Consider the following 23,119-nt stretch of genomic DNA (forward strand, 5'->3'; position numbering starts at 1 on the left):
GCCGGGGATCCGGCCGACTGCGCGGAGCTGAACGGTTGACGAACTTCCGCCCGGCCGTCACTCCAGCCGGGAGGTCAGGGCGCGCAGCCCGGCCAGGACCTCCGCCCCGGTCGGAGCCTGGTCGGGGTCGTTGAGCCACTGCGCCATGACGCCAAGCAGCAGCGCGAGGTGCACCGAGCCCACGGTGCGCACCTCGCGTTCGGCGAGGTCCGCCTCCTCGCCGTCCATCAGGTGCGCGGCCATGCCGCGGCGGCCCTCGCGCTGCCCGGCCACGAGCTCGTCACGCAGCTCCGGCGAGTGCTCGGCCTGCACCATGGCCTCCAGGTTGGCCAGCCACAGCGTGCGGTGCTCGCCGATCGACGCGATGAGCCGCTCCCAGAGCGCCTCGAAGCGCTCGCCGGGCGCGGCCTCCTCGTCGACCGCCGCCATGGCGGCGCCGATCTGGTCGCCCCACTCCCTCATGGCCTCCACCAGTGCCGCGTTGAGCAGCGCCTCGCGCGAGCCGAAGTGGTAGCCGATCGCGGCCATGCTGACGCCGGCCGCCGCCGAGATGTCGCGGACGGTCGTGCGCGCCCAGCCCTTCTCCTCCAGGCAGCGCCGGGCCCCGGCCAGCAGGTCCTCACGGTTTCCCATGGCGGGCAGCCTAGCACGGGCGCATCAGACATTCGTCTTGCGCATTTGCGCAAACCCGGCGTACGGTTGCCCCACACCAACCGAGAAGGGAACCCCCATGCGGATCCTGATCTCCGGCGGCAGCGTCGCCGGCCCCGCCCTGGCCTACTGGCTGCACCGGCACGGCCACGCGCCCACGATCGTGGAGCGCGCCCCCGCCGTCCGCGGCGGCGGCGCGGCCATCGACTTCCGCGGCAGCGCGCTGACGGTGCTGGAGCGGATGGGCCTGCTGGCGGAGATGCGCCGGCACGAGACGGGGATGACCGCGATGACGCTGGTCGACGACGCCGGCGCGACCCTGGCCGAGCTGCCCGCCACCGCCATCTCCGGCGACCTGGAGGTGCTCAAGTCCGACGTGACGGCCATCCTGTACGAGGCCACCCGCGACACCACCGAGTACCTGTTCGACGACACGATCACGGGGATCGACCAGGACGGCTCCGGCGTCCACGTGACCTTCGAGCGGGCCGGGTCCCGCACGTTCGACCTGGTGATCGGCGCGGACGGGATGCACTCGACCGTGCGCCGGCTCGCATTCGGCCCCGAGTCCCGATACGTCCGCCACCTGGGCATCTACGGCGCGCTGTTCACCGCCCCCAACCTGCTCGGCCTCGACCGCGCGGGCCTGATGCACAACACCGCCGGCCGCAACGCGCTGGCCTTCGCCGCCCGCGGCAACAGCGAGCTGCGCGTCGGCCTGTCGTTCGCGGCCGAGCACCTGGACTACGACCGGCGCGACCGCCGGCAGCAGGAGAAGCTGGTGGCCGAGCACTTCGCCGGCGCGGGCTGGGAGGTGCCCCGGCTGCTGGAGGCCATGAGCGAGGCCGAGGAGTTCTTCTTCGACTCCTCCGGCCAGGTCCTGATGGACTCGTGGTCGGCCGGGCGGGTGGCGCTGGTGGGCGACGCCGCCTACTGCGCCGCGCCCACCTCCGGCCGCGGCACCTCGCAGGCGCTGATCGGCGCGTACGTGCTGGCCGGCGAGCTGGCGGAGGCCCCGGACCACGCCAGCGCCTTCGCCGCGTACGAGCGGGGGCTGCGTGACTACGTCGAGCGCAACCAGCTGCACGGCCGGGCCGCGGCCCGCTGGTTCCTGCAGCCGCCGACCGAGCCCCCGGTGGAGGTGGCCGAGGACGTGGTGCCGCTCAAGGACTACGCCTGAGGCCGCGGCGTCCCGGTCAGAGCCAGCCGGCCTCGGAGGCGATGCGGATGGCGTCGATCCGGTTGCGGGCGCCCAGTTTGGCGACCGCCGAGGTCAGGTAGTTGCGGACCGTGCCGTACGTGAGGAAGAGCCGTTCGGCGATCTCCAGCGGCTGGGCGCCGGTCGCCGACATCCGCAGCACCTCCGTCTCCCGCTGGGTGAGCGGGCTCTCCGGCGCCCGCAACGCGGTCATGGCCAGGGCCGGGTCCACCACCTCGCCTCCGGCGGCGACCGTGCGGATGGCGGCGACGAAGTCGGCGGGCCTGATGTCCTTGGGGACGAACCCGGCGACCCTCGCGTCGAGGGCACGGCGCAGCTCGCCCGGCTTGCTCAGCGCGGTCAGGATCAGCACCCGGCAGCCGGGCAGCCGCCGGTTCAGCTCGGCGGCGGCCGTGATGCCGTCCATCCCCGGCAGGTCGATGTCGATCACCGCGACGTCCGGCCGGTGCCGCTCCGCCGCCGCCACGATCTCCAGCCCGCTTGCCACCTGGGCCACCACGTCGATGCCCTCGTGGAGGCGCAGCAGCTCCACCAGCGCCTCGCGCAGGAGCAGCATGTCCTCCGCGATGAGAACCCGGAGCACGCCATCCCTACTCATGTGCCGACCGCACCGCCGCCGCTATCCGAGGTCCGAGAGGTCTTCGGGGGTCAGTCTCAGCTCGTCGGCGGCGATGTTCTCCTCCAGGTGGGCCGGTGAGGGGGCGGTCTCCCGGGCGGGCCGCTCGCCCCTCGGCCAGCCGGTCAGCTTCATCGCGCCGTAGCCGATCCTCGCGACGCTCAGATCACCGCCCAGCGCCCATCGTTCCGTCGTCACGATCACTCAGCTTAGAGGTCCCGTTTCAGGGCGTCTCCTCCTCGGCCTCGCCCGCGGCGGCGACCAGGCTGACGAGCCGCTCCACCTCGGCGGCGGTCGTGTGCGGGTTGAGCAGGGTGAGCTTGAGCCGCACCCGGCCCGGCCCCTCTCCCGGGAGCTCGGTACGGCCGACGACGGCGCGGCCCTCGCGGAGCAGGCGGCGGCGCAGCCCGGCGTTCACCCGGTCCGCCAGGGCGGGGTCCGCGGGGAGATACCGGAAGAGGAACGCCGTCAGCACCGGGTCGGCGTGCAGTTCCAGCCGGGGATGGGCGCGAACGGCCGCCGCTCCGGCCCGTGCCAGGTCGTGGCAGGCGTCCACGAGGCGGCCCAGGCCGTCCCTGCCGAAGGTCGCCAGCGTGACGGCGATCTTGAAGCCGTCGGGGCGGCGGGTGGTGCGCAGCGAGTGCCCGAGCAGGCTGGTGTAGCCGGCCTCCTCGTCGTCGGCCGGGTTGAGGTAGACCGCGCGCCGCTCCAGCGACTCGTACGTCTCGGCCCGCCGTACCAGGAAGACGCCCGCCGCGATGGGCTGCCAGCCCAGCTTGTGCCAGTCCAGGGACACCGAGTCGGCCCGCTCGACACCCGCCAGCAGCGGGGCCAGCCGGTCGGACAGCAGGGCGCCACCGCCGTAGGCGGCGTCCACGTGCAGCCAGGCCCCGTGCTCGGCGGCCAGGGCCGCGCAGTCCCCCAGCGGGTCGATCGCGCCCGTGTCGGTGGTGCCGGCCGTGGCGACCACGGCCATCGGCAGCTCGCCCCGCCGCACGCACTCCCGCAGCGCGGCGGCCAGCCCCTCCGGCTTCATCCGCAGCTCGCGGTCCACGGGCACGGTCACGACCGCGTCCTCGCCCAGGCCCAGCAGGGCCGCGGCACGCCGTACCGAGAAGTGGGCGGCGGCGGAGGCGAAGATCCGCGCCTGCGGCGCGTTCGCCGGCAGCCCGCTCCGCTCGATCCGCTGCCCGGTCGCCTGGCCGAGCACGCGGTCCCTGGCCAGCATCAGGCCCATGAAGTTGGACTCGGTGCCGCCGGAGGTGAGCACGCCCGCGGCCGAGTCGGGGTAGCCCACCATCCCGGCCAGCTCACCCAGCAGGAGGGTCTCCAGGGCGGTGGACGCGGGGGCCTGGTCCCAGGAGTCCTGCGACGGGTTCAGCGCGGAGATCGCCAGGTCGGCGGCCACGGCGACGGCGAGCGGCGGGCCGTGCAGGTGCGCGGCGCAGGCCGGGTCGGCCGGGTCGGCGCTGCCCGCGGCCACCAGCTCGGTCAACCGCCGCAGGGCGGCACCGCCCGGCTCGGCCAGGCCCTGGGCGACTCCCGCGAAGAGCTCGCCGGGCGTGCCGGCGGGGATCGGCCCGCCGCGCCGTGCCGCGCCTTCCGAGAGGGCGGCCAGCACCGTACGCAGCAGAGGTTCCAGGGCGGCGGCGCCGGAGACGCCGCCGGACAGGTCGGGTGCGGCGGTCATGCCCATCGCCCCCCGATCAGGCACGCGTCGGTGCGGAGGGCAAGGGCTGTCGGACGCAGAGGCACGCGGAGCTCCGGATGGCGTGGGTGAACGGTGGGCGACTTCGTATGGTTTCTCCGCCTCGAACGCTACTTGGACGGACGACTCGCCTCTCGGGCGGCCGTGCAAAATGCATACCCGGCCGAGTACAGCGACACTGTCAGCGCTCATGCCCCCGATGTCACGATCCCTCTGCGTCTGTGTCGGCGTCTGGATCGAGTCGAGGAGCATCACATGGGACAGGGCACGAGCGGAGCCGCCGAGATCCTGCCGATCGTCGCCGTGGTCTCGGTGGTCACGGTGGAGTTCGGGGGGCACGCGCTGCTCCGCCTCATCACGGCGGACCGGGGCAGGCTCGGGGAGTTCCGCGAACGGTTCTTCCGCGCCGGTCACGCGCACGCCGGCGTGCTCCTGGTGCTGTCCCTCGTCTACTTCCTCTACCTGCCCCGTGCCGGGTTCCCCGCGTGGCTCGCGTGGCTGTCCGGCGGTGGCCTGCTGGCGGGGGTGCTCGCGCAGTCGGGCGGCTTCTTCCTGCACCTCGCCGTCGGCGCGGAGGGCCGCCGCTCGTACGGCACCGCGCTCACGCGGGCCGGGGCGCTGCTCATCGCCGCCGCACTGATCACCCTGGCCGTCGGGCTCGTCCGAGCCCTGTGAGCACTTTCGGAGACATCATGCCGAACAGACTGTCCGCGGCCGTGGTCTCGACCGCGGCCGTACTGATCCTGACCGGCGCGCCGAGCGCGTCCGCCGCGGCGCCGATCACCGCACGGACCGCCCAGGTCCGCAGCGCGCCCGCCGACGCCCTCGCGCCCGGCCCCTTCCACCGCCGGCTCGACCCGCTGGTCGGCACGTGGAAGGCCGTCAAGTACAACTACCTCCTCGGCGGTGGCGGCAAGCCGCTCGTCTCCCGCGACATCACGGTCACGACCCGGTGGATCGCCAAGACCGGCGGGCGCTTCCTGGAGGAGAGGACCGAGGGGACCCTGGGCGGCAACCCCTACTACCGCCTGGGCGTCCTCGGCTTCTCCACCATCGACCGGCGCTACGAGTGGACGACCTTCGACAGCGTCACCCCCACCGCGATGACCTACCGCGGGCCCGCGCTCGCCAAGCGCACCAACAGGCTGTCGCTGCCCGGCACGTTCACCGACCCCGGCGTGCTCGGCCCCGAGTACGTCGGCAAGACCATCCCGATGCGTACCGTGATCACCATCAGGTCGAACGAAAAGCACACCTTCGACCTGTACTTCACGCCTCCCGGCCAGTCCGAACGGCTGGTGGACCGCGTCGTCTACACCCGCAGGGCCGGCTAGCCGCACCAGCGAGCCGGGGAGCTCAGGGGCTGGAGATGCCGTACGGCGGAGGTCGCCTCCTATCGCCGGGCACCGGCATGGCCGGGCACGCGCTCGTCCTGGAGGTAACGGTCGCGGAGTTCCGAGATCACCTTCTCGTCCACGCCGAGCCGGTCCGTGACATAGCGCCGTACGGATCCGTGCGCCGCCGTCAGGTCGGCCAGGAAGAGCCGCATGATCTCGGCGGGGGCTCGCCCGTACCCGGGCCACTTCGGTTCGCGGCCCGGGTTGGCGGCCCGCCAGTCGGCGATCAGCCGGTCGGTGGCCAGCTCGGTCAGCGCGAAGTCCCGCACGATGTCGTCCTCCGGCACCCCCAGCAGGGACAGCACGAGCGCGGCCACCAGCCCGGTGCGGTCCTTGCCGGAGGCGCAGTGGAACACCAGCGGCTCCTCCGCCGAGGCGATGACCTCCAGGGTCTGCCGCAGCTCCGCGACCCCGTCGAGGGCGACCTCAGCGTAGCGGTCGGCCAGGAAGCGCCACGGGTCGGCGTCCGGATCGATCTCCGCCTGGTCGTAGGGCCGGTGCTCGATGCTGAGGTTGTGATAGGCCACCTCGTCGTGGTGCGGCACCCGCCCCTTGGCCTCGATCTCCCAGGGATACCGCAGGTCGATCACCGTGCGAACGCCCAGCGCCAGGAACCGGTCCCAGTCCTCGCCGCGCAGCTTGGCCAGCGAATCGGACCTGAACAACCGTCCCCACCGCACCACGCTCCCGTCGGCGGCCCGGTAGCCGCCGAGGTCACGGAAGTTGTGCAGGCGCTCGAACGCGATATGTCTTCTCACGCGGATCACCCTACGGCCGCCCCCTCGGGAGTCGTCAGGCGACGGCGCCCGCGTAGTGCTCGGCGATCTCGTCGCTGGTCGTCAGCCACACGCCGTCGTGGCCGGCGATGTACTCCAGCGCCTGGTCCAGGTACTTCGCCCGGAACGCCTGCCCGATGACGAACGGATGCAACGCCAGCGCCATCACCCGCCCGCTCTCGGCGGACTCGGCGTAGAGCTGGTCGAACTGGTCCTTGACCAGCTGCACGAAGTCGCCGCCGCTCCTGCCGTGCATCGTGAAGATGCCCAGGTCGTTGAGTTCGAGCGAGTACGGCACGCTCAACATCCCCGGGACGTTCAGCCGGTACGGCTGGTCGTCGTTGGTCCAGTCGAGCACGTAGCTCAGGCCCAGCTCGGCCAGCAGGGACGGCGTCTGGAACGTCTCGGTGAGCGCGGGGCCCAGCCAGCCACGCGGCTGTCGCCCCGTGGCCTTCCTGATGGTCTCGGCCACCTCGGTCAGGTACGCGCGCTCGTCGGCGACGTCGGCCTGGAGCGTGGAGTTGTTCTTGCCGTGGGCGAGCCACGCCCAGTCGCGGGCGTTGCCCGCCTCGACTATCTGGGGGTACTGCTCGCACACGTCGGCGTTGAGCAGCACGCTCGCCCGGATCCCGTGCCGGTCGAGGACGTCCATCACGCGCCAGATCGCCACCCGCGGCCCGTAGTCGCGCCAGCCGTAGTTCAGCGGGTCCGGCACGAGCGCCGCGGTCGCCTCGTTGATGCTGGTGGAGGGGCGGTCAACGGTGAAGTGCTCGACGTTCAGACCGACGTAGAAGGCGACGCGGGCACCGCCCGGCCAGCGGATCGGTTCGCGCTCGACGATCGGGCTGTAGTCGTACAGCGTGTTCTCCATCGCGTACCTCTCGGAAAGGGCCCGTGAAGGGGGGCCGCCTGTCCATGAAGGTAGAAATTCCGAGGTATCCGGCAGGAGGGCCGAAGACGTCACGGGGTGGGCCGAAGACGACACTTATGATGCAAGCTCCTGGGAGGTAGGCCGTTCATGGTGGACGACGCGATGCGAGACGGAGCAGTGGGCACCGTCTCGCCCCATCTGACCCGCCTGCTGCTCCGGGCGGGCATCGAGGCGGGGCTGGACGGGTCGCGCCTCGCCGGCGTGCCCGGCCTCACCGTGCTGGACGAGGACGGGATCCGCATCCCCACCGCCACCATCCTGCGGGTCTGGGAGCTGGTCTCCGGTCCGGCGTGGGAGGCCGGGGGCAGCGACCGGGTCATGGGGCTGTGGCGGCCGGGCGGGCTGGGCGTGTGGGACTACCTGTTCGCCGTCTCCGGCACGCTCGACGACGCGTTCCAGGTGGCCTCCCGCCGCCTCACGGCCATCGCCGACCCCTCCGACCGGCTCGCCGTCACGCGCGAAGACGACGGGCTGACGGTCAGCTGGCAGGGCCCCTACCGCGAGCACCCGGAATATCCGCTGATCGCGGAGTTCGCGACGTACATGATGCTTGTCATGGCGAGCTCGGGAGCCGGCCGGCGGCTCATTCCGGTACGCGTACAACTGCCGCACCGCTCGCCCGCCGCGCCCAGGCGGGTGGCCGAGTTGTTCGGCGCCGGGCGCGTCGAGTACGAGGCCGACGAGCCGTCGATCACGTTCGCCCGGTCCGACGCCGACGCGCCGCTGCCGCGGGCCGACCCCGCGCTCGCCGCGATCCTGGACGACCACGCGCGGCTGGCCACCGTGGCCGCCCGGCCGGTGCTGGGCTGGCTCGACCGGTTCCACGCCGTTCTCGAGTCCGCCGTCGCCGGCGGCCCGCCGGGCCTCGACCAGGTGGCCCAGCGGCTGGCCATGAGCCCCCGGACCCTCCAGCGCCGCCTGCGCGACGAGGGCACCGGCTGGCGGGAGGAGCTGGAGAAGCTCCGCCAGCGGCGGGTGGACCGCCTGCTGCGGGAGACCACGCTCAGCGTGGATTCCATCGCCGCGCGGGTCGGCTTCACCGACTCGCGGGCGCTGCGGCGGGCCATCCGCCGCTGGTACGGCCACGGCCCCGCCGCCGTGCGCGCGAGCGGCCCGGCCTAGTCGGGCCGGCGGGATCTCCTCCCCCACGTTGACCGGCGTCGCCGATCAACGGCTCGGGCCACTGGACAACGTCACCGCCTGGCTGGTCAACGACGGGCGCCGTAGTCAGGGATCGCTGGAAGACGTCCAGCACTCGAGAGGAGAACGACGTGAGATCACCTTCGAGGCTGCGCCGTGCGGCGGTCGTGCTGGCCGTGAGCGGCGCGGTCGTCGCGAGCGGGTTGACCGCCGACGCGGCCAGCGCCGACATAGGGTTCGACCCCGGCACCGGATTCCTGCCCTCGGACGGTTTGGGCGGCGGCCTCAACCTTCCCGACTTCCCCGGCTTCCCCGGCGTCGGGAACACCGGGTCCGGGCCCAACCTCGGCTCCGGCAACGACACCGGCGCCTTCGCCCTGGAGGAGCCCGACAGCACCGATGGCGGTCAGAGCGGGTCCCAGCAGACACCTTCCACCGGCGGCACCAACCCGGGGCAATCCGGTCCGGCCACGCCGAAGACCGTCCCGCAACCCACGGGGGGTGCCAAGCTGCCCGCCTGGCTGGAGCGGGTCCTGGAGAGAGGCGCGAACGCCGCCATCGACAGGTTCATCGTCGGCCGGCCGGGGAGCCCTCAGCAACAGCGTCCGTCCCAGGGCTCTGCGACGCCGTCCCCGTCGCAGCGGGGCGCGCAGGGCCAGCCGGCGCAGCAGGCCCCCCAGGGTCGGCAAGGTTCGTACGGCCAAAACGGCCCATACGGCCAGAACGGCTCGTACGGGCAGCAGGACTCATACGGGCAGGGCTCGTACGGGCAGCAGGGTTCGTACGGGCAGGGCTCGTACGGGCGCCAGAGCCCGCGCAGCCGCCAGGACTCGCGGCGCCAGAAAGACGGCTACGGCCGCCAGGTGACGGGGTTGCGGCCGATCCTGCAGCCGCAGACCTGCCGCGTCCCCGCCTACGTCCGGCTGTACGGGACGACGGCCCGCTCGGGCAAGTTCACCCCGAGGTTCTACATCGGCGGCGACAACCTCGGCAAGACGCTCGTCATCCCCGGCAACGCCTACCTGGCGCCCTTCGGCGACAAGCTCGCGAAGAGCAGCACCGCCGAGTACGCCTTCCTGTCCGAGTCGGGCGACCAGCTCCTGACCCGGCAGCCCACGGTGGCCAAGAACACCGTCCTGGAGGACCGCACCCGATACGCCACCTCCTTCCTGACCAGGGGCGTCCGCTACATCGTGATCGTCCGCTACGTGAACACCTGCGGCGAGCAGATCGTCGACATCCTCGGAAAGGTCAGGGTGAGCTGATCGGCGGACGGGCCGGGCGCCCGGCGGGAGCGGACGCGCTCCCGCCGGGCGCCTGCTCTTGACACCGTTGGCCGGACGTGCAGTCCGCCGGCCGTGTGCCCACGAATAGGGGGCGACACTTCACGGCAGGGGGCACGATGACAGAGGACCACACCACGACACGTGGGCGGCGGGAGCGGCCGGTGCCGCCCGGCCCGCTCCGGGACTTCGCCCAAGGGTTGCGCGACCTCCGGGGGGCGGCGGGCAATCCGAGTTACCGGGCGATGGAGCGCAGGGCGGGCTACTCGGCCTCCGCGCTGTCCGCGGCCGCGGCGGGAGACCGGCTGCCGAGCCTGGCGGTCACGCAGGCGTACGTCGGCGCGTGCGGCGGCGATCAGGACGAATGGACCCGGACCTGGTACGCGACCAGAGCGGGGCTGGACACCACGACGGCGCAGCCGCCGCTCCGCCCGCGCCGCCGCATGGCGCTGCTCTGGCTGATCCTCGTGGCGCTCGCGCTGATCGGCCTGGTCTCGGCCGGCACGCTCCCCAAGATCCGCATGTCGGCCCTCGGGTCGCCGCAGGCCAGTGCCGCCCCGCCCGACCTGGCCTTCACGGCGGTCGCCGGACCCAGCTGCCCGCGCGACGCCACCCGCGGCGTCAGGATCGACGGCATACCGGGCAAGGACGGCTGGAAGGACGCCGGCTCCGGCGGCTGGACGGGCGCGGGCTGCGGGGCCGGTTTCCTGTTCTCGGAGCTGACGTACGACCCCCGGACCGCCAGGCAGAACACCTTCCAGTGGCGGTTCACCACCGGCCTGCGCGGCCAGCACCAATGCTTCGTGGCCGTCTACGTGCCCAAATCCCCCCTCGCCGGCCAGCGGGTCTGGTACACCGTCAAGGACGGGTTCGGCGACGACGCTCGCACCGTCGCCGAGTTCACCCTCGACCAGCACATGCGGCAGGGGACCTGGGCTCCCGCCCCGGTCCCCGTCGTCATCGCCGGCGGCCAGGTCATGGTGGAGATCACGGACACCGGCAAGGGCAACACGACGGGCGACCAGTCCATGGCGGCCGGCCCGGCCCGCCTTTCATGCGGGTGAGCCACGGAGCCGAACAATTCGGCCGGGCGAGGTAATCCAGGGGCGTTCGGAGGGACTACTGGGTGTGGATGATCCCGAGGAACGATTCACCGACCTCTACGACCGGCACTATCGCAGCGTCCTGGGCTACGCCCTGCTGCGGGCCGAGCGTGACCTGGCCGAGGACGTCTCCAGCGAGACGTTCCTGGTGGCGTGGCGGCGGCTCGACGACCTGCCCGAGCCGCCGCTGCCGTGGCTGCTCGGGGTGGCGCGCAACCTGCTGGCCAAGCAGCGCGACTCGCGCCACCGGCGGCAGGCCCTGGTCGACCGGATCGCGGCCCTGACGACCCCGCGCGACCAGGTGGCCTGGGACGTGGCCGAGCACGTCATCGACAGGGAGACCGCGCTGGCCGCGCTGTCGGCCCTGCCGGAGCACGACGTGGAGGCCATGATCTTCGCCACCTGGTACGGCCTGCCGCCCGAGCAGGCGGCCTCCGTCGTGGGCTGCTCGGTCCGCACGTACAACGTCCGGCTCCACCGTGCGCGCAAGCGCCTCGTCCAGGCCCTGCGCCTGGGCGGCGCCAGGCCGGCGCGCAGCCTCGACTCCTGATCACACCCTTGGAGGACCCTGATGACCGACCGACTCTTCGCCGAGCTCAAGCCCGACGGGCTGGACGAGCTGGCCGAGGACGGGTACCGGCGGCGCCGCTCGGCCGACCTGGCCCGCGCCTTCGCCACGCCGCGCGTCAGGCGGCGCTCGCGGCGGCCGTTCCTGCTGGTGGCGAGCACGGCGGCGGCCGGGCTCGCGGCCGCCACCGTGGTCGTGGCCTCCGGCGAGGCCCCGAAGACGCCGATACAGCCGGCGGTCTCGGCCAAGCCGCTGACCGCCCGATCCTTCCTGCTCGCGGCGGCCTCGACGGCGCAGCGCGAGCCCGCCGACTCCGGCCGCTACTGGTATCTCCGGGAGCGCACGTTCGCGAAGGTGCACAACGTGCCGGGCGACTACGAGGCCAAGCTCAAGGCCCTGCTCAAGGCGCAGAAGGACCAGGAGGCGGGGCTCAAGGGCGCCCCGGAGCGGCTGGCCGCCGCGAAGAAGGAGTTCGACCGGAAGGTCGTGGAGCTGAAGACCAACGGGGTCGCCGAGCTGCCGTACGCGGCCTTCTCCGCCGACACCCGTGAGACCTGGCGGCCGATGCAGGCGGGCGAGACCGGCCGCAGCGTGAGCAACCAGGACGTCGAGGTCACCTTCGGCTCCCCGCAGGACGAGGCCGACTGGCGGGCGGCCGGCTCCCCCGAGCTGGCCGAGAAGAAGCCCAAGACCTACGACGACGCCACCGAGCGGATCCTGTCGATCGACAATCCGAGCCTGAACCTGCGCAACCTCGCGGACCTGCCCACCGGCGAGGACGCGTTGCGCCGCCGCCTGGACGACCTCTGGAAGCGCAGCCCGAACAGCGCGGACCTCGGCAAGAGCGGCTACCTCTGGCAGACCGCCGTGGACCTGATGACGGCGCCGCTCAAGCCGGGCACCCGCTCGGCCCTGTTCCGCGTGCTGGCCGACCAGCCGTCCGTGACGCTGGAGGGCAAGACCTCGGACGCGCTGGGGCGTACAGGGGTCGCCCTCTCGACGCCGACGGCGCGCGAGCTCACGGTGCGGCTGGTCGTGGACGAGCAGTCGGCGGAGCTGCTGCAGTACGAGCTGGCCGAGAAGGGCAAGCTCCTGCTGCGGGTGGCGCTGGAGGACATGGGCTGGTCCGACGAGCTCGGCAGGCGTCCGGCCGGCTGAGGCCCCGGCCGGACGCCTGCCGCCGCCCCGGGGGCTCAGCGGCGCCAGATCACCGCGGAGGGGGTGGTGGCGTCGACGGTGACGTCGCCGCTCCAGGTGAGGAAGGACTGCTGCGGAAGGTAGTCCTGACCCAGGAAGAAGCCGCGCTTGATGCCCGTGACGTGCACGACGGCACCGTTGTCGGTGCCGACCACGACGCGGTTGGCGGTGATCTCCTGGATGTCGTCGGCCGTCGTGCCGGGCGGCAGCTCAATCGTGGTCGCGGCCGGGTCGTCCCGCTGGATGGACCAGGTCGGGTCCACGTGGTTCGACAGGTAGACGGTGGCGCCGCTCTTGAGGCGGGCGCCGAGCGAGACGCCGACCCAGGACGAGCCGGTGTTGGGCCGGTCGGTCGTCTTCTTGACCACCGCGTACAGGTAGTTGCGCTGGTCGCTCACCTCCGGCGTGGCGGGGGTCGTGTCCGAGGCGGCCTCGATCTTGCCCTCGCGGATCATCTCCTTGGACATGATCTGGTAGGTCCACGAGTTGGTGTCCATCATGTACTCGCGGGCCTCGGTGGCCGGGCGGGTCTGCAGCGCCGACAGGAAGAACCGCATGGGATCGGTGACCTTGTCGCACATGTTGTTGTTGTTCGTGCAGGTCTCCAGCTCCGCGTGGTCGCCCTCGTACGTCCCGGCGAACCGCAGCGTCTGGTGGTTGGCGGCCTGGTAGGTGTCGCTGCCCGCGACGCGGTTGCCGCGCTCGTCGACCTCCACCGCGTAGACCCACTCGATGTCCGTGGTGCGGCCCCAGCGCGCCATCAGCGCCGGCGTGTTGGTCCCGCCGTCCTCGTTGCTCCACACGATCGAGTACGTGAGCTTCGTCCGGCCGGGCGCCGACCCGGGACCGACCTCGTGCCAGGCGATGAGCGGCGTGTCGGTCGTCGCGTTCTGGTACGGGCTGCCGAGCTCTGAGAGGTTGCGGCCGTAGACGATCGGCGCGTAGCGCAGCGCCAGGTACTCGGCGCTGCCCGGCGCGTACGTGCTCACCTTCACCCGGTCGAGCAGGACGGACCTGCTCGCGGCGGCGGACCGGTCACCGGCGAAGCGCAGGCGCAGCTGGTGCGGCCCCGGCCGCACCGAGCCGAGCGCGAGCTGCCGGGGCAGCCGCTGGTCCCCGGAGACGACGAGGTCGGTGGCGTAGCGGTTGTCGACGTAGATCGACACGACGGCCGACTCGCCGCCCTTCACGCCCCAGTCCGTGCCGGGCGCGGCGGCGGTCAGGTCGACGACCGCCTCGCCGGCCCGCTTGACGAGGAACGGGACCCGTACGTCGGAGTGGTCGCGGCGAACCTGGATCTGGCGGCCCTGGTCAGCCTGCGCCACGGCCGGTGTGGCCAGCGCGGCCACCGTGGCGAAGACCGCGGCCGAGGCGGTGAGCAATTGGACGACTCGCATCAGAGTTCCTCCGTGAGGGGAAAGCACCGCGAACCCGCGGTCAGAGAGATTGTCAGACCTATCGGCCAACTCCGAGAGAGCAATCGCTGAAGATCCGGACAACGCCCAGGTCCCGGCCCGATGAACAACCTCGCTAATTTCGCTGAACAAAAGATTGTGCGGCGGTGAACAAGTGATTTCCACGCACTTGTTCGCGACACCGTTCCCGGCAACTCCCGAAAAGCCGCCGACTCGGGTTATCTCCTCAACCGAAACCCCTATAAGGTTGGGCCCGGCATGCGGGCAGGCACGGCAGCCTGCCGCTATTTCTGACCCAATGCAAGGTCGAGGAGATACTGGTGAGTGTCGATACTCTCCGTGAAGAACAGGCAATAAGCCGGGCTGCCGACCGCCTTGTCCAGCTCTATGCCGACACTCACTCCGCCGAGCACGTCAGGGGCGTTGTCGAGGCCACACATAAGCGTTTCGACGGCTTTCCCATCAGAGACTTCGTGCCCATTCTGGTGGAACGCATGGTGCACGCAGAGTTGACGGCGGAAGCGCGGGCCGATGAGGCGGCGAGCCCCGACGTGGTCGCGGACGTTCAGCCGGAGACCGCTGCGGACACGGCCGATGACGCCCCCGATTCACCCGAAATTCACTCCCCGGAAAACGATCGGCCATCGCGAAACCCGGCCGCCCTCATTCGCAATAAGGGATTTCTTTCGCTCGTCGCGGCCGCGGTCGTGGTGGCCGCCGTCGTCGTGGTCGTGAACACCGGTCAGGACGAGCCCCCGCCGGCGCCCGCCCCGCTCACGATCGTGCGCGGCGTGATCGGCTCCGAGAAGAAGGCGTTCTTCGAGGACCCGCGCGTGCAGCAGGCCCTGGCCGGCAAAGGTGTGAAGGTCGAGGTCGAATCGGCGGGCTCCCGCCAGATCTCCACCTCGATCGACCTGCAGAAGTACGACTTCGCGTTCCCGTCGAGCGCGCCCGCGGCCGAGTCGATCCAGCGGCGGCGTCACGTGAACACGAAGTACACGCCGTTCTCCTCGCCGATGGCGATCGCGACGTTCCAGCCGATCGTGGACCTGCTGACCAGGGCGGGCGTCGTGAAGAAGAAGGGGACGGTGCCGACCTTCAGCGTCGACCGCTACCTCGGGCTGGTCACGGCGGGCACGAAGTGGGAGCAGCTCTCGCGCAACGACGCCTACCCCGTCGACAAGAACATCCTGGTCTCCTCGACGGACCCGCGCACGTCGAACTCCGCGGCCATGTACCTGGCGATCGCGAGCTATGTCGCGAACGGCAATGCGGTCGTGCACGGCGCCAACGCCGAGAAGAGCGTGCTGCCCCTGATGACCCAGCTCTTCACCAGCCAGGGCTACACCGACAACACCTCCGAGGGCCCGTTCAACGAATACCTCACGGTGGGCATGGGCCCGACCCCGATGGTCTGGATCTACGAGGCGCAGTACGTGGACGCCGCCGCGCGGGGGCGGCTCAAGCCGGGGATGGTGATGATGTACCCGTCGCCGACCGTGCTGTCGCAGCACACGCTCGTGCCGCTCACCCCGTCGGGCGACCGGATCGGACAGCTGCTGAGCAGCGATCCGGAGCTGCAGGGGCTGGCCGCCGAGCACGGGCTCCGCTCCGGCGACGCCGCCCGCTTCGCCAAGGTCGCCGCGGATCACGACGTGCCCGTCGCGAAGGACCTCATCGACGTGGTCGACATCCCGTCGTACGACACGCTTGAGCGCCTGCTCGACGGCGTCGCCAAGTCGTACAGCTAGACCTCCCCCGCGACGGTGACGACCTCCACCCGGTAGCGGCCGTCGCCGTCGCGGTGGGCGCCGTGGATCTCGGTGGCCAGGTCGGGGAAGGCCCGGTCGAAGTCCTCCAGCGCCCGCAGGTAGGTCATCAGCGGGCCGTCGGCCGGGCCGGTCGCCTCGCCGGGCATCAGCATGGGGATCCCGGGCGGCGTGACCACCACCGTGGCCGCGGAGACCCGGCCCGGCAGGTCGGCCAGCGGGACGCGTTCGGTGCGGGCGCGGATCATGGCCTGGTAGCAGTCGGCGGGGGTCGACACCGGCTCGGGCAGCGTGGTGAAGACCTGGTCGAGAAGCTTCCCGAGCTCGGAGTCCCGCAGTTTCTCGTGGACCATGGTGCAGAACTTCCGCAGCGAGACCGCGGGCGGCCCGAAGCCGGGCAGCACCTCCGCCAGGGGCAGATCGTCGTCGTAGGCGTTCTTGAAGTCGGTGAGCGCGTCGATCAGCGTGCCCCACTTGCCCTTGGTGATCCCCATGGAGAACAGCACGAGCAGCGTGTGGTCGCCCGTCTTCTCCACCACGATGCCGCGCCGCTGCAGGTAGGCGGCCACGACGCGGGCCGGGACGCCCCAGTCGAGCGTGCCCGTGACGGCGTCGGCCCCTGGGCAGGTGATCGTCACCTTGACCGGGTCGAGCAGGCAGTAGCCCTCGGACATCCCGTCGAACCCGTGCCAGGCCGCCCCCGCCTCCAGAGTCCAGCACCGCGGCTCGGCGCACAGCAGCGCCGGGTCGGCCTCGGCGAACGGGACAGTCCGGCCGGTGCGCGGGTCGGTGACCGTGCGGGGCTGCCAGACGCCGAAGAACCAGTCGGCCCGCCGGCCGTCCTCGCGGATGCGCGCGGCCAGCCGCACCATCGCCTGCCGGAAGCGGACCGCCTCGACGATCGCCTCTCCCGTGAGGAACGGCCCCGACGGGCCGTCCATCATCGCCGCCGCGACGTCCAGCGAGGCGATCATCGGGTAGAGCGGCGAGGTGGAGGCGTGCATGAGGTACGTCTCGTTGAACGCGTCGTAATCGACCGGCGCCCGCTCCGCCGGGCGGACGTGCAGCATCGCCCCCTGCGACAGCGCGGCCAGCAGCTTGTGCGTCGACTGGGTGGCGAACACGGTGGGGCGGCCGGGGCCGGGCATCGCGCGCTCGTCGATCGCCATGCCGTAGCGGCGGGCGTAGAGCGGGTTGAACCGGGCGTAGGCGAACCACGCCTCGTCGAAGTGCAGCCGCGGCACGCTGGCGCCCAGCAGCTCGCCGACCCGCACCGCGTCGTAGCACACCCCGTCGTACGTGGAGTTGGTGATCACCGCGTACGTCGGCGCTCCGGCGGCCAGGGGGTGAGCGGCCAGCCGCGCGCGGACCGCGTCCGCCTCCAGCGCGGCGGGCGGGATCGGGCCCGCCAGCCCGAGCCCGTTGCGCTCGGGCACGAGGTAGACCGGGCGGGCGCCGCTGATGGCCAGCGCGTGCTGGACCGACTTGTGGCAGTTGCGGTCGACCAGGACGGTGTCGTCGCGGGCGATCGCGTGGTGGCCGACGATGCGGTTGGCGGTGGAGTTGCCGTTGACCACGAAGAACGTGCGGTCGGCGGCGAAGACGCGGGCGGCGTTGCGCTCGGCCTCGCCGATCGGGCCGGTGTGGTCGAGCGGCGAGCCCAGCTCGGCGACGGAGATGGACAGATCGGTGCGCAGCAGCCGCTCGCCGTAGAAGTCGAAGAAGGCCCGCCCCACCGGCGACTTGAGGAACGCCACCCCTCCGGCGTGCGCCGGCGTGTGCCAGGAGTAGCGGTGGTGGTCCTCAAGGCGCCGCAGCGCGCCGAAGAAGGGCGGGAGGATCTTCTCGGCATACTGCTCGGCGGCGTAGGCGATGCGCCCGGCGATGAACTGCGGGGTGTCCTCCAGCGGGAAGACGTAGCCCTGGATGACCTCGTACACCCACAGCGGCAGCTCCTGCTCCTGCGTCATCAGGAAGACGGGCAGGCCGCGGAAGCGCCTGGACACCGCGCCCAGCAGCTCCTCGGCCCCCGGCGCGTCCCACGAGACCAGCACCGCCGACAGCGACGCGTCCGACCCGACCACCGCCAGGGCGTCCTCGGCCCGGTGCGTCCAGCGCACGTCGAGCCCGAGCTCGCCCATCGCCGCGCACACGCGGCGCAGCTGCTCGGCGAGCGCCGAGTCGGCATCGGGACGTTCGGTGACGGCGGCCAGAACCGTTCGCTCCATGCGGCACTCCGTGGTCCGGGGCAGATCCTCAGGGTATCCCGCAATGGTAACCGTATGGAGTTGAATGGCAACATCTCGTAATGGTTGCGGCAAGTGACCGCCAAGCGCTGGAGAGTAAGATCCACCCCCATGACTGGACGATGGCAGATGATCGTCGCCCTGAGTTTGTGCGTGGCGCTGTTCTCGGCTAATTGGACTGTGCTGTACGTGATTCAGCAGGCGATCTCCAGAGACCTCCACCTGACCCCGGCCGCCGGCGTGTGGCTGATCTACATCTATCCGGCGGCCCTGTTAGGGGTGCTGATCCCCGTGAAGGGCCGGCTCAGCGTGGTCCTCCTGGGGCTCGCGGCGTTCGGCCTGACCTCGGCGGCAGGCGCGTTCGCCGCGAACGGCACCATGCTGGTCACCTGCCGGGCCGGGCAGGGCCTGGCGGCCGCGATCGTGGTGCGGGCGGGCTTCGAGCTCGCCAGGGCGCACTTCCGCGGCACCCAGTGGTGGCCGGCGCTGGTGATCCCGCTGGCGATGGCCATACCGGCCCAGATCGTCGGGCCGGTGCTCGGCGGCTTCATCACCGACCACCTCTCCTTCCGGTGGGTGTTCCTGATCAACGTGCCGCTGGTCGTCATCGCCGTGGTGGCGGTGGCGCTCTTCACACCACCCGCCCGAGCGATCAACCCCTAGCCGACGGCCACCGCGCGCTGGGGCTCGGACCGGGCCCCAGCGCCTTTCCTTGCCGATGACGGGTCCCACCGTGGGCTTGTCACCGGAAATTTCGCCAATATTGGCCCAAAGGCGCATTTCGGTCCTTACCATAATCGCCGCGGTGATCACCGGTGAGAGCCTCCGGTGCAGCTGCCGCAGGGAGTCTCACGTGCGAAAGATCGCGGCCACCACGCTCGCCATCATCACCCCCCTCGCCGGTGCCGGCGCGGCTCCGGCGAGCGCCCAGGCCACCCCGGACCGGTCCCAGGTCGTCGTCATCGGCCACCGCGGCTCGGCGGGCCACCGTCCCGAGCACACGCAGGGCGGCTACGAGCTCGCCGTGGCCATGGGCGCCGACTGGATCGAGCCCGACCTGGTGCCGACCAAGGACCACGTGCTGGTCGTCCGGCACGAGAACGAGATCGGGGGCACCACGGACGTGTCGCAGCACCCCGAGTTCGCCGCGCGCAGGACCACCAAGGTCGTCGACGGGCGCAACGTGACCGGGTGGTTCACCGAGGACTTCACGCTGGCCGAGCTGAAGACGCTGCGCGCCGTCGAGCGGCTGCCCGCGGTCCGCCAGCGCAACACCGTGTACGACGGCTACTACCAGGTGCTCACCTTCCAGGAGGTGCTCGACCTGGCCAAGCGGCTCTCGCGCCAGTACGGCAGGCAGGTCGGCGTCTTCCCCGAGACCAAGCACCCGACGTACTTCAGGTCGATCGGGCTGCCCCTGGAGGAGCCGCTGATCGACACCGTCAAGCGCAACGGCCTCAACCGGCCGGGCGGGCCGGTCGTGGTGCAGTCGTTCGAGCCGTCCAGCCTGAAGCGGGTGGCCAAGGACCTGCGCGTGCCGCTGTGGCAGGCGCTGGGCACCACCGGCCAGCCGTACGACCTGACCGCGGCCGGCGACCCGACGACCTACGCGGACATGATGAAGCCCGCGGGGCTGGCGAAGATCGCGCAGTACGCGCAGTGGATCGGGCCGGACAAGTCATCGGCGATCCCGCTCAACCCGGACGGCAGCTGGGGCACCCCGACGTCGCTCGTGTCCGACGCGCACAAGGCCGGGCTGAAGATCGGCGTCTACACCTTCCGCAGCGAGAACCAGTTCCTGCCGCTGCAGCTGCGCCGCGGCCAGGTCGCGACCGACCACGGTGACGCGCTGGCGGAGTACCGCGCGCACCTGGAACTGGGCGTGGACGCCTTCGTCACCGACTACCCCGACGCCGCCGTCCTGGCGAAGGGCGAGCGGGGCAAGCCGCACAAGCAGGTGCAGCCCCAGCAGCAGTTCGACAACGGGCTGCCGGAGGAGGGCCAGGAGTAGGTGAGCGCCGGGGCCGCCTCCGCACGGAGGCGGCCCCGCTGGTCAGCGGGGTGCCCGCCGCAAGCGCCTGATCAACGGCCAGGCCAGCAGGACGAGGATCACGGCGTAGATCGCGTACGAGACGGGCCCGCCGAGCAGGCCGGACAGCTCCCCGCCGGACAGTTGCAGGGAGCGGCGGCCCTGGAGCTCGGCGCGCGGGCCGAGGATGACGCCGACGATCAGCGGCAGCACCGGCAGCCCGAAGCGCCGCATGCCGAACCCGAGCAGCCCGAGCACGAGCAGCAGGATCAGGTCGAACGGCTGGGCGTTGACCGCGTAGGCGCCCATGGAGGCGAAGAACAGGATGCCCGCGTACAGGTAGGGGCGCGGGATGCGCAGCAGCCTGGCCCACGCGGGCGCGAGCGGCAGGTTGAGGACGAGCAGGAGCAGGTTGCCCACGAACAGGCTGGCGATCAGCGTCCAGACCAGCGTCGGCTGGCGTTCGAACAGCAGCGGGCCGGGCTGGATGCCGTAGGACTCGAAGGCGGCCAGCATCACGGCGGCGGTGGCCGTGGTGGGCAGGCCGATGGCCAGCATCGGCACCAGGGTGCCGGCGGCGGAGGCGTTGTTGGCGGCCTCCGGCCCGGCGACGCCCTCGATGGCGCCGTTGCCGAACTCCTCGGGCCGCTCGGCGAGCCGCTTCTCGGCGGCGTACGACAGGAAGGTGGGGATCTCGGCGCCGCCGGCGGGCAGGGCGCCGAAGGGGAAGCCGAGGGCGGTGCCGCGCAGCCAGGGCTTCCAGGAGCGGCGCCAGTCCTCGGCGCCCATCCACGGGCGGCCGACCGGGACGACGGGCACGACCGTGCGGCGCAGGTGCGCGGCCACCCACAGCGCCTCCCCGACGGCGAAGATGCCGACGGCGACGACGACCACGTCGATGCCGTCGGCGAGCTGCGGGATGCCGAGGGTCAGCCGCTGCTGGCCGCTCACCCCGTCGATGCCGATCGTGCCGATGACCAGCCCGGCCAGCAGGGAGGCGAAGCCGCGTACGCGCGAGCCGCCCAGGGTGGCCGAGACCGCGACGAAGGCCAGCAGCATGATCGCGAAGTAGTCCGGCGCGCCGAGGCTGATGGCGAACCGCACCACCAGCGGGGTGACGAGCACGAGCGCGAGGGTGGCGAGGGTGCCGGCGACGAACGAGCCGATCGCCGCGGTGGCCAGGGCCTGGGCGGCCCGTCCCGCCTTGGCCATCTTGTTGCCTTCGATGGAGGTGATGACCGAGGAGGACTCGCCGGGGGTGTTGAGCAGGATGGAGGTGGTCGAGCCGCCGTACATGCCGCCGTAGTAGATGCCCGCGAACAGGATGAACGCCTGGGTGGGGTCCATGCCGTAGGTGACGGGCAGCAGGAGCGCGACCGTCATGGCGGGGCCGATGCCGGGCAGCACGCCGACGGCTGTGCCGGCGATCACGCCGATGAGGGCCACCAGGAGGTTGCCCGGGGCGACGACGTGGGCGAAGCCGTCGAGCAGAAGGCGCAGGTTGTCCGTCACAGGATCCCCTGCAGCACGCCCGCGGGCAGGTTGACGCCCAGGCCGATGGCGAACGCGTAGAAGGTGACCAGCGCGAGCGTGCCGGCGATCAGCAGGCCGCGCACGTGGTGCCGGTTGCCCAGGGCGAAGGCCGATCCCCAGAACAGGATCGTGCCGCTGATGACCCAGCCCAGCCAGTCGATGAGGGCGGCGTTCAGCAGGAAGGCGCCGATCAGCAGCAGCACCGTGCGCCAGTCGACGCGGGTGGTCAGGTCGACGTCCTCGCCCGCCTCGGGCTCGCCGCGCCCGCCGCGAGCGACGTCGGCGGCGTACGCGACGGCGACCGCGAGCAGGGCGGCGCCCAGCAGGATGGGCACCGGGCGGGGGCCGATGGGGTCGTTGCTGCTGGTCAGATGGGTGATCCGGAGAGCGTCGGCGATCACCAGCACGCCGGTCACGGCCAGGACCGCGCACACGCCGTACTGGGCGCGGTCCCGGGTCTGCTCGGCGCGGCTCATGCCAGCCCGAGTTCGGACAGGATCGCCGCGACGCTCTTGTCCTGCTCGGCGAGGTAGGCGGTGAACCGGTCGCCGGTGAGGAAGGCGTCGGTCCAGCCGCGCTTGGTCAGCTCGCTCTTCCACTCCTGCGAGCCGTGCATCCGGGTGACGGCGTCGATCCAGGTCTTCTTGTCCGCTTCGCCGATGCCGGGGGGCGCCACGATGCCGCGCCAGTTGCTGAAGACCAGGTCGATGCCCGACGCCTTCAGCGTGGGGACGTCCTTGACCACCTCGATCGGCTCCGCGCTGGTCACCGCGAGGATGCGCACGGTGCCGGCCTCGACCTGGTCGAGGAACTCGCCGTAGCCGCTCGCCCCGAACCCGATCTTGTCGCCGAGGATCGCGGGCAGCAGCTCGCCGCCGCCGTCGTAGGAGACGAAGTTGACCTGCTTGGGGTCGATGCCGACGGCCTTGGCCAGCTGCATCGGCAGCAGGTGGTCGGGGCCGCCCGGCGAGGAGCCGCCGCCGACGGTGACCTTCTTCGGGTCCTTCTTCCAGGCCGCCACCAGGTCGCCGATCGTCCGGTACGGCGAGTCCTTCGACACCACGATCGCGCCCGCCTCCTCGATGAGCTTGGCGATCGGCGTGGTCTGGGTGAGCGTGGCCTGGGATTTGGAGGCGTAGGAGGCGCCGACGACGCCCAGGCCCATCAGCATGGCCAGCTTGCCGTTGCCCTTCTCGTTGATCGTGCGCTGCAGGCCGACCGTGCCGCCCGCGCCGGGCAGGTTGAACACCTGCACCCCTGAGGCGATCTTGGTGTCCTCCATGACCTTGGCGGCCGTACGGGCGGTGGTGTCGTAGCCGCCGCCGGGGGTGTTGGGCACCATGATGCGCAACCCGCCGACGGGCTCGCCGGCCGCGCCCGTGCTCGTGTCCGTCTGCCTGGTCGCGGTCGCCCCGCAGGCGCTGACCGCGAGCATGGACAGCGCCGCCAGAGCGCCGAGGAGGGCGCTGATCCGATTTCTCACAGTGGTCTCTTTCGCATCGACAGGTGCAGCGCCATGATTATGCGAACCCGGCCGA

Annotated in this window: 22 protein-coding genes; 11 read left to right on the forward strand and 11 right to left on the reverse strand. The window is 71.7% G+C overall.

What is annotated here, in order from left to right:
• Positions 1–57 precede the first annotated feature (57 nt).
• Positions 58–633 carry a TetR/AcrR family transcriptional regulator gene (locus ABZS69_RS19280; RefSeq protein WP_355373831.1) on the reverse strand — a complete coding sequence of 192 codons (576 nt, stop codon included), beginning with the start codon at positions 631–633 and terminating at the stop codon, positions 58–60.
• Positions 634–730: 97 nt separating this feature from the next.
• Here ABZS69_RS19280 and ABZS69_RS19285 point away from each other — a divergent pair, with 97 nt between their 5' ends.
• Positions 731–1,831 carry an FAD-dependent monooxygenase gene (locus ABZS69_RS19285; protein ID WP_355373834.1) on the forward strand — a complete coding sequence of 367 codons (1,101 nt, stop codon included), beginning with the start codon at positions 731–733 and terminating at the stop codon, positions 1,829–1,831.
• A 16-nt stretch (positions 1,832–1,847) separates the two neighbouring features.
• Here ABZS69_RS19285 and ABZS69_RS19290 read toward each other — a convergent pair whose 3' ends face one another.
• The 3 genes from ABZS69_RS19290 to ABZS69_RS19300 are packed head-to-tail and all read right to left on the reverse strand — an operon-like array spanning position 1,848 to position 4,176.
• Entirely contained in the window at positions 1,848–2,453 is a 606-nt protein-coding gene (locus ABZS69_RS19290) for a response regulator transcription factor (protein ID WP_355374190.1), read from the reverse strand.
• Between the two features lie 36 nt (positions 2,454–2,489).
• Positions 2,490–2,684, reverse strand: coding sequence for a hypothetical protein (locus ABZS69_RS19295; RefSeq protein WP_355373837.1), 195 nt, complete (start codon positions 2,682–2,684; stop codon positions 2,490–2,492).
• Positions 2,685–2,709: 25 nt separating this feature from the next.
• Complete coding sequence (locus ABZS69_RS19300; protein WP_355373840.1) at positions 2,710–4,176, reverse strand: pyridoxal-dependent decarboxylase; 1,467 nt, start codon at positions 4,174–4,176, stop codon at positions 2,710–2,712.
• A 273-nt stretch (positions 4,177–4,449) separates the two neighbouring features.
• On the opposite strand from ABZS69_RS19300, the gene ABZS69_RS19305 reads away from it, so the two are divergent.
• Together ABZS69_RS19305 and ABZS69_RS19310 are read left to right on the forward strand one after the other, a co-directional pair.
• On the forward strand, positions 4,450–4,869 hold the full coding sequence (locus ABZS69_RS19305) for a hypothetical protein (RefSeq protein ID WP_355373843.1): 420 nt from the start codon (positions 4,450–4,452) through the stop codon (positions 4,867–4,869).
• 17 nt (positions 4,870–4,886) lie between these two features.
• Complete coding sequence (locus tag ABZS69_RS19310) at positions 4,887–5,528, forward strand: DUF1579 family protein (RefSeq protein WP_355373846.1); 642 nt, start codon at positions 4,887–4,889, stop codon at positions 5,526–5,528.
• Positions 5,529–5,587: 59 nt separating this feature from the next.
• Here ABZS69_RS19310 and ABZS69_RS19315 read toward each other — a convergent pair whose 3' ends face one another.
• Positions 5,588–6,349, reverse strand: coding sequence for a tyrosine-protein phosphatase (locus ABZS69_RS19315; protein ID WP_355373849.1), 762 nt, complete (start codon positions 6,347–6,349; stop codon positions 5,588–5,590).
• Positions 6,350–6,383: 34 nt separating this feature from the next.
• A complete protein-coding gene (locus ABZS69_RS19320) occupies positions 6,384–7,238 on the reverse strand; it encodes a polysaccharide deacetylase family protein (protein WP_355373852.1) in 855 nt (284 codons plus the stop codon).
• Between the two features lie 162 nt (positions 7,239–7,400).
• Between ABZS69_RS19320 and ABZS69_RS19325 the strand changes: the two genes are divergently transcribed.
• The 5 genes from ABZS69_RS19325 (at position 7,401) to ABZS69_RS19345 (ending at position 12,550) form a co-directional block, all read left to right on the forward strand.
• Positions 7,401–8,420 carry a helix-turn-helix domain-containing protein gene (locus ABZS69_RS19325; protein WP_355373854.1) on the forward strand — a complete coding sequence of 340 codons (1,020 nt, stop codon included), beginning with the start codon at positions 7,401–7,403 and terminating at the stop codon, positions 8,418–8,420.
• A gap of 149 nt (positions 8,421–8,569) precedes the next feature.
• Positions 8,570–9,703: a hypothetical protein gene (locus ABZS69_RS19330; RefSeq protein ID WP_355373857.1), complete on the forward strand. Its 1,134-nt coding sequence runs from the start codon at positions 8,570–8,572 to the stop codon at positions 9,701–9,703.
• Positions 9,704–9,840: 137 nt separating this feature from the next.
• The gene (locus ABZS69_RS19335; RefSeq protein ID WP_355373860.1) at positions 9,841–10,785 is read left to right on the forward strand and encodes a helix-turn-helix domain-containing protein; all 945 of its coding nucleotides are present in this window, start codon (positions 9,841–9,843) and stop codon (positions 10,783–10,785) included.
• A gap of 64 nt (positions 10,786–10,849) precedes the next feature.
• Positions 10,850–11,374 carry an RNA polymerase sigma factor gene (locus ABZS69_RS19340; RefSeq protein WP_355373863.1) on the forward strand — a complete coding sequence of 175 codons (525 nt, stop codon included), beginning with the start codon at positions 10,850–10,852 and terminating at the stop codon, positions 11,372–11,374.
• 21 nt (positions 11,375–11,395) lie between these two features.
• Positions 11,396–12,550: a CU044_5270 family protein gene (locus ABZS69_RS19345; protein WP_355373866.1), complete on the forward strand. Its 1,155-nt coding sequence runs from the start codon at positions 11,396–11,398 to the stop codon at positions 12,548–12,550.
• 35 nt (positions 12,551–12,585) lie between these two features.
• Here ABZS69_RS19345 and ABZS69_RS19350 read toward each other — a convergent pair whose 3' ends face one another.
• Complete coding sequence (locus ABZS69_RS19350; RefSeq protein ID WP_355373868.1) at positions 12,586–13,986, reverse strand: hypothetical protein; 1,401 nt, start codon at positions 13,984–13,986, stop codon at positions 12,586–12,588.
• Positions 13,987–14,324: 338 nt separating this feature from the next.
• Here ABZS69_RS19350 and ABZS69_RS19355 point away from each other — a divergent pair, with 338 nt between their 5' ends.
• A complete protein-coding gene (locus ABZS69_RS19355) occupies positions 14,325–15,755 on the forward strand; it encodes a three-helix bundle dimerization domain-containing protein (RefSeq protein ID WP_355373871.1) in 1,431 nt (476 codons plus the stop codon).
• On the opposite strand, the gene ABZS69_RS19360 is transcribed toward ABZS69_RS19355, so the two are convergent.
• Complete coding sequence (locus tag ABZS69_RS19360) at positions 15,752–18,001, reverse strand: Orn/Lys/Arg decarboxylase N-terminal domain-containing protein (protein ID WP_355373874.1); 2,250 nt, start codon at positions 17,999–18,001, stop codon at positions 15,752–15,754. The two genes, ABZS69_RS19355 and ABZS69_RS19360, sit on opposite strands and share 4 nt — an antisense overlap.
• Before the next feature lie 147 nt (positions 18,002–18,148).
• Between ABZS69_RS19360 and ABZS69_RS19365 the strand changes: the two genes are divergently transcribed.
• Both ABZS69_RS19365 and ABZS69_RS19370 read left to right on the forward strand, forming a co-directional pair.
• Complete coding sequence (locus tag ABZS69_RS19365; protein WP_355373877.1) at positions 18,149–18,682, forward strand: MFS transporter; 534 nt, start codon at positions 18,149–18,151, stop codon at positions 18,680–18,682.
• 190 nt (positions 18,683–18,872) lie between these two features.
• Complete coding sequence (locus ABZS69_RS19370; RefSeq protein WP_355373880.1) at positions 18,873–20,030, forward strand: glycerophosphodiester phosphodiesterase; 1,158 nt, start codon at positions 18,873–18,875, stop codon at positions 20,028–20,030.
• 42 nt (positions 20,031–20,072) lie between these two features.
• On the opposite strand, the gene ABZS69_RS19375 is transcribed toward ABZS69_RS19370, so the two are convergent.
• From ABZS69_RS19375 to ABZS69_RS19385, 3 genes are read right to left on the reverse strand one after another with little or no spacing between them, the layout of a single operon-like run.
• A complete protein-coding gene (locus ABZS69_RS19375; RefSeq protein ID WP_355373883.1) occupies positions 20,073–21,560 on the reverse strand; it encodes a tripartite tricarboxylate transporter permease in 1,488 nt (495 codons plus the stop codon).
• Positions 21,557–22,057, reverse strand: a complete 501-nt coding sequence (locus ABZS69_RS19380; protein WP_355373886.1) for a tripartite tricarboxylate transporter TctB family protein — start codon at positions 22,055–22,057, stop codon at positions 21,557–21,559. Before ABZS69_RS19380 ends, ABZS69_RS19375 begins: the two co-directional genes overlap by 4 nt.
• Positions 22,054–23,064: a tripartite tricarboxylate transporter substrate binding protein gene (locus ABZS69_RS19385; RefSeq protein ID WP_355373889.1), complete on the reverse strand. Its 1,011-nt coding sequence runs from the start codon at positions 23,062–23,064 to the stop codon at positions 22,054–22,056. The genes ABZS69_RS19380 and ABZS69_RS19385 overlap by 4 nt, the downstream gene beginning before the upstream one ends.
• Positions 23,065–23,119 lie beyond the last annotated feature (55 nt).

The sequence above is a fragment of the Nonomuraea sp. NPDC005650 genome (assembly GCF_040605375.1).
In the GTDB taxonomy this organism is placed as follows: Bacteria; Actinomycetota; Actinomycetes; order Streptosporangiales; family Streptosporangiaceae; genus Nonomuraea.

Bases quoted from the DNA above. Each gene is read 5' to 3' on its own strand.
- ABZS69_RS19380 (WP_355373886.1), bottom strand. From the start codon at position 22,057: ATGAGCCGCGCCGAGCAGACCCGGGACCGCGCCCAGTACGGCGTGTGC.
- ABZS69_RS19345 (WP_355373866.1), top strand. From the start codon at position 11,396: ATGACCGACCGACTCTTCGCCGAGCTCAAGCCCGACGGGCTGGACGAG.
- ABZS69_RS19350 (WP_355373868.1), bottom strand. From the start codon at position 13,986: ATGCGAGTCGTCCAATTGCTCACCGCCTCGGCCGCGGTCTTCGCCACG.
- ABZS69_RS19365 (WP_355373877.1), top strand. From the start codon at position 18,149: ATGATCGTCGCCCTGAGTTTGTGCGTGGCGCTGTTCTCGGCTAATTGG.
- ABZS69_RS19325 (WP_355373854.1), top strand. From the start codon at position 7,401: ATGCGAGACGGAGCAGTGGGCACCGTCTCGCCCCATCTGACCCGCCTG.
- ABZS69_RS19310 (WP_355373846.1), top strand. From the start codon at position 4,887: ATGCCGAACAGACTGTCCGCGGCCGTGGTCTCGACCGCGGCCGTACTG.
- ABZS69_RS19300 (WP_355373840.1), bottom strand. From the start codon at position 4,176: ATGACCGCCGCACCCGACCTGTCCGGCGGCGTCTCCGGCGCCGCCGCC.
- ABZS69_RS19360 (WP_355373874.1), bottom strand. From the start codon at position 18,001: ATGGAGCGAACGGTTCTGGCCGCCGTCACCGAACGTCCCGATGCCGAC.
- ABZS69_RS19335 (WP_355373860.1), top strand. From the start codon at position 9,841: ATGACAGAGGACCACACCACGACACGTGGGCGGCGGGAGCGGCCGGTG.
- ABZS69_RS19305 (WP_355373843.1), top strand. From the start codon at position 4,450: ATGGGACAGGGCACGAGCGGAGCCGCCGAGATCCTGCCGATCGTCGCC.
- ABZS69_RS19285 (WP_355373834.1), top strand. From the start codon at position 731: ATGCGGATCCTGATCTCCGGCGGCAGCGTCGCCGGCCCCGCCCTGGCC.
- ABZS69_RS19320 (WP_355373852.1), bottom strand. From the start codon at position 7,238: ATGGAGAACACGCTGTACGACTACAGCCCGATCGTCGAGCGCGAACCG.
- ABZS69_RS19280 (WP_355373831.1), bottom strand. From the start codon at position 633: ATGGGAAACCGTGAGGACCTGCTGGCCGGGGCCCGGCGCTGCCTGGAG.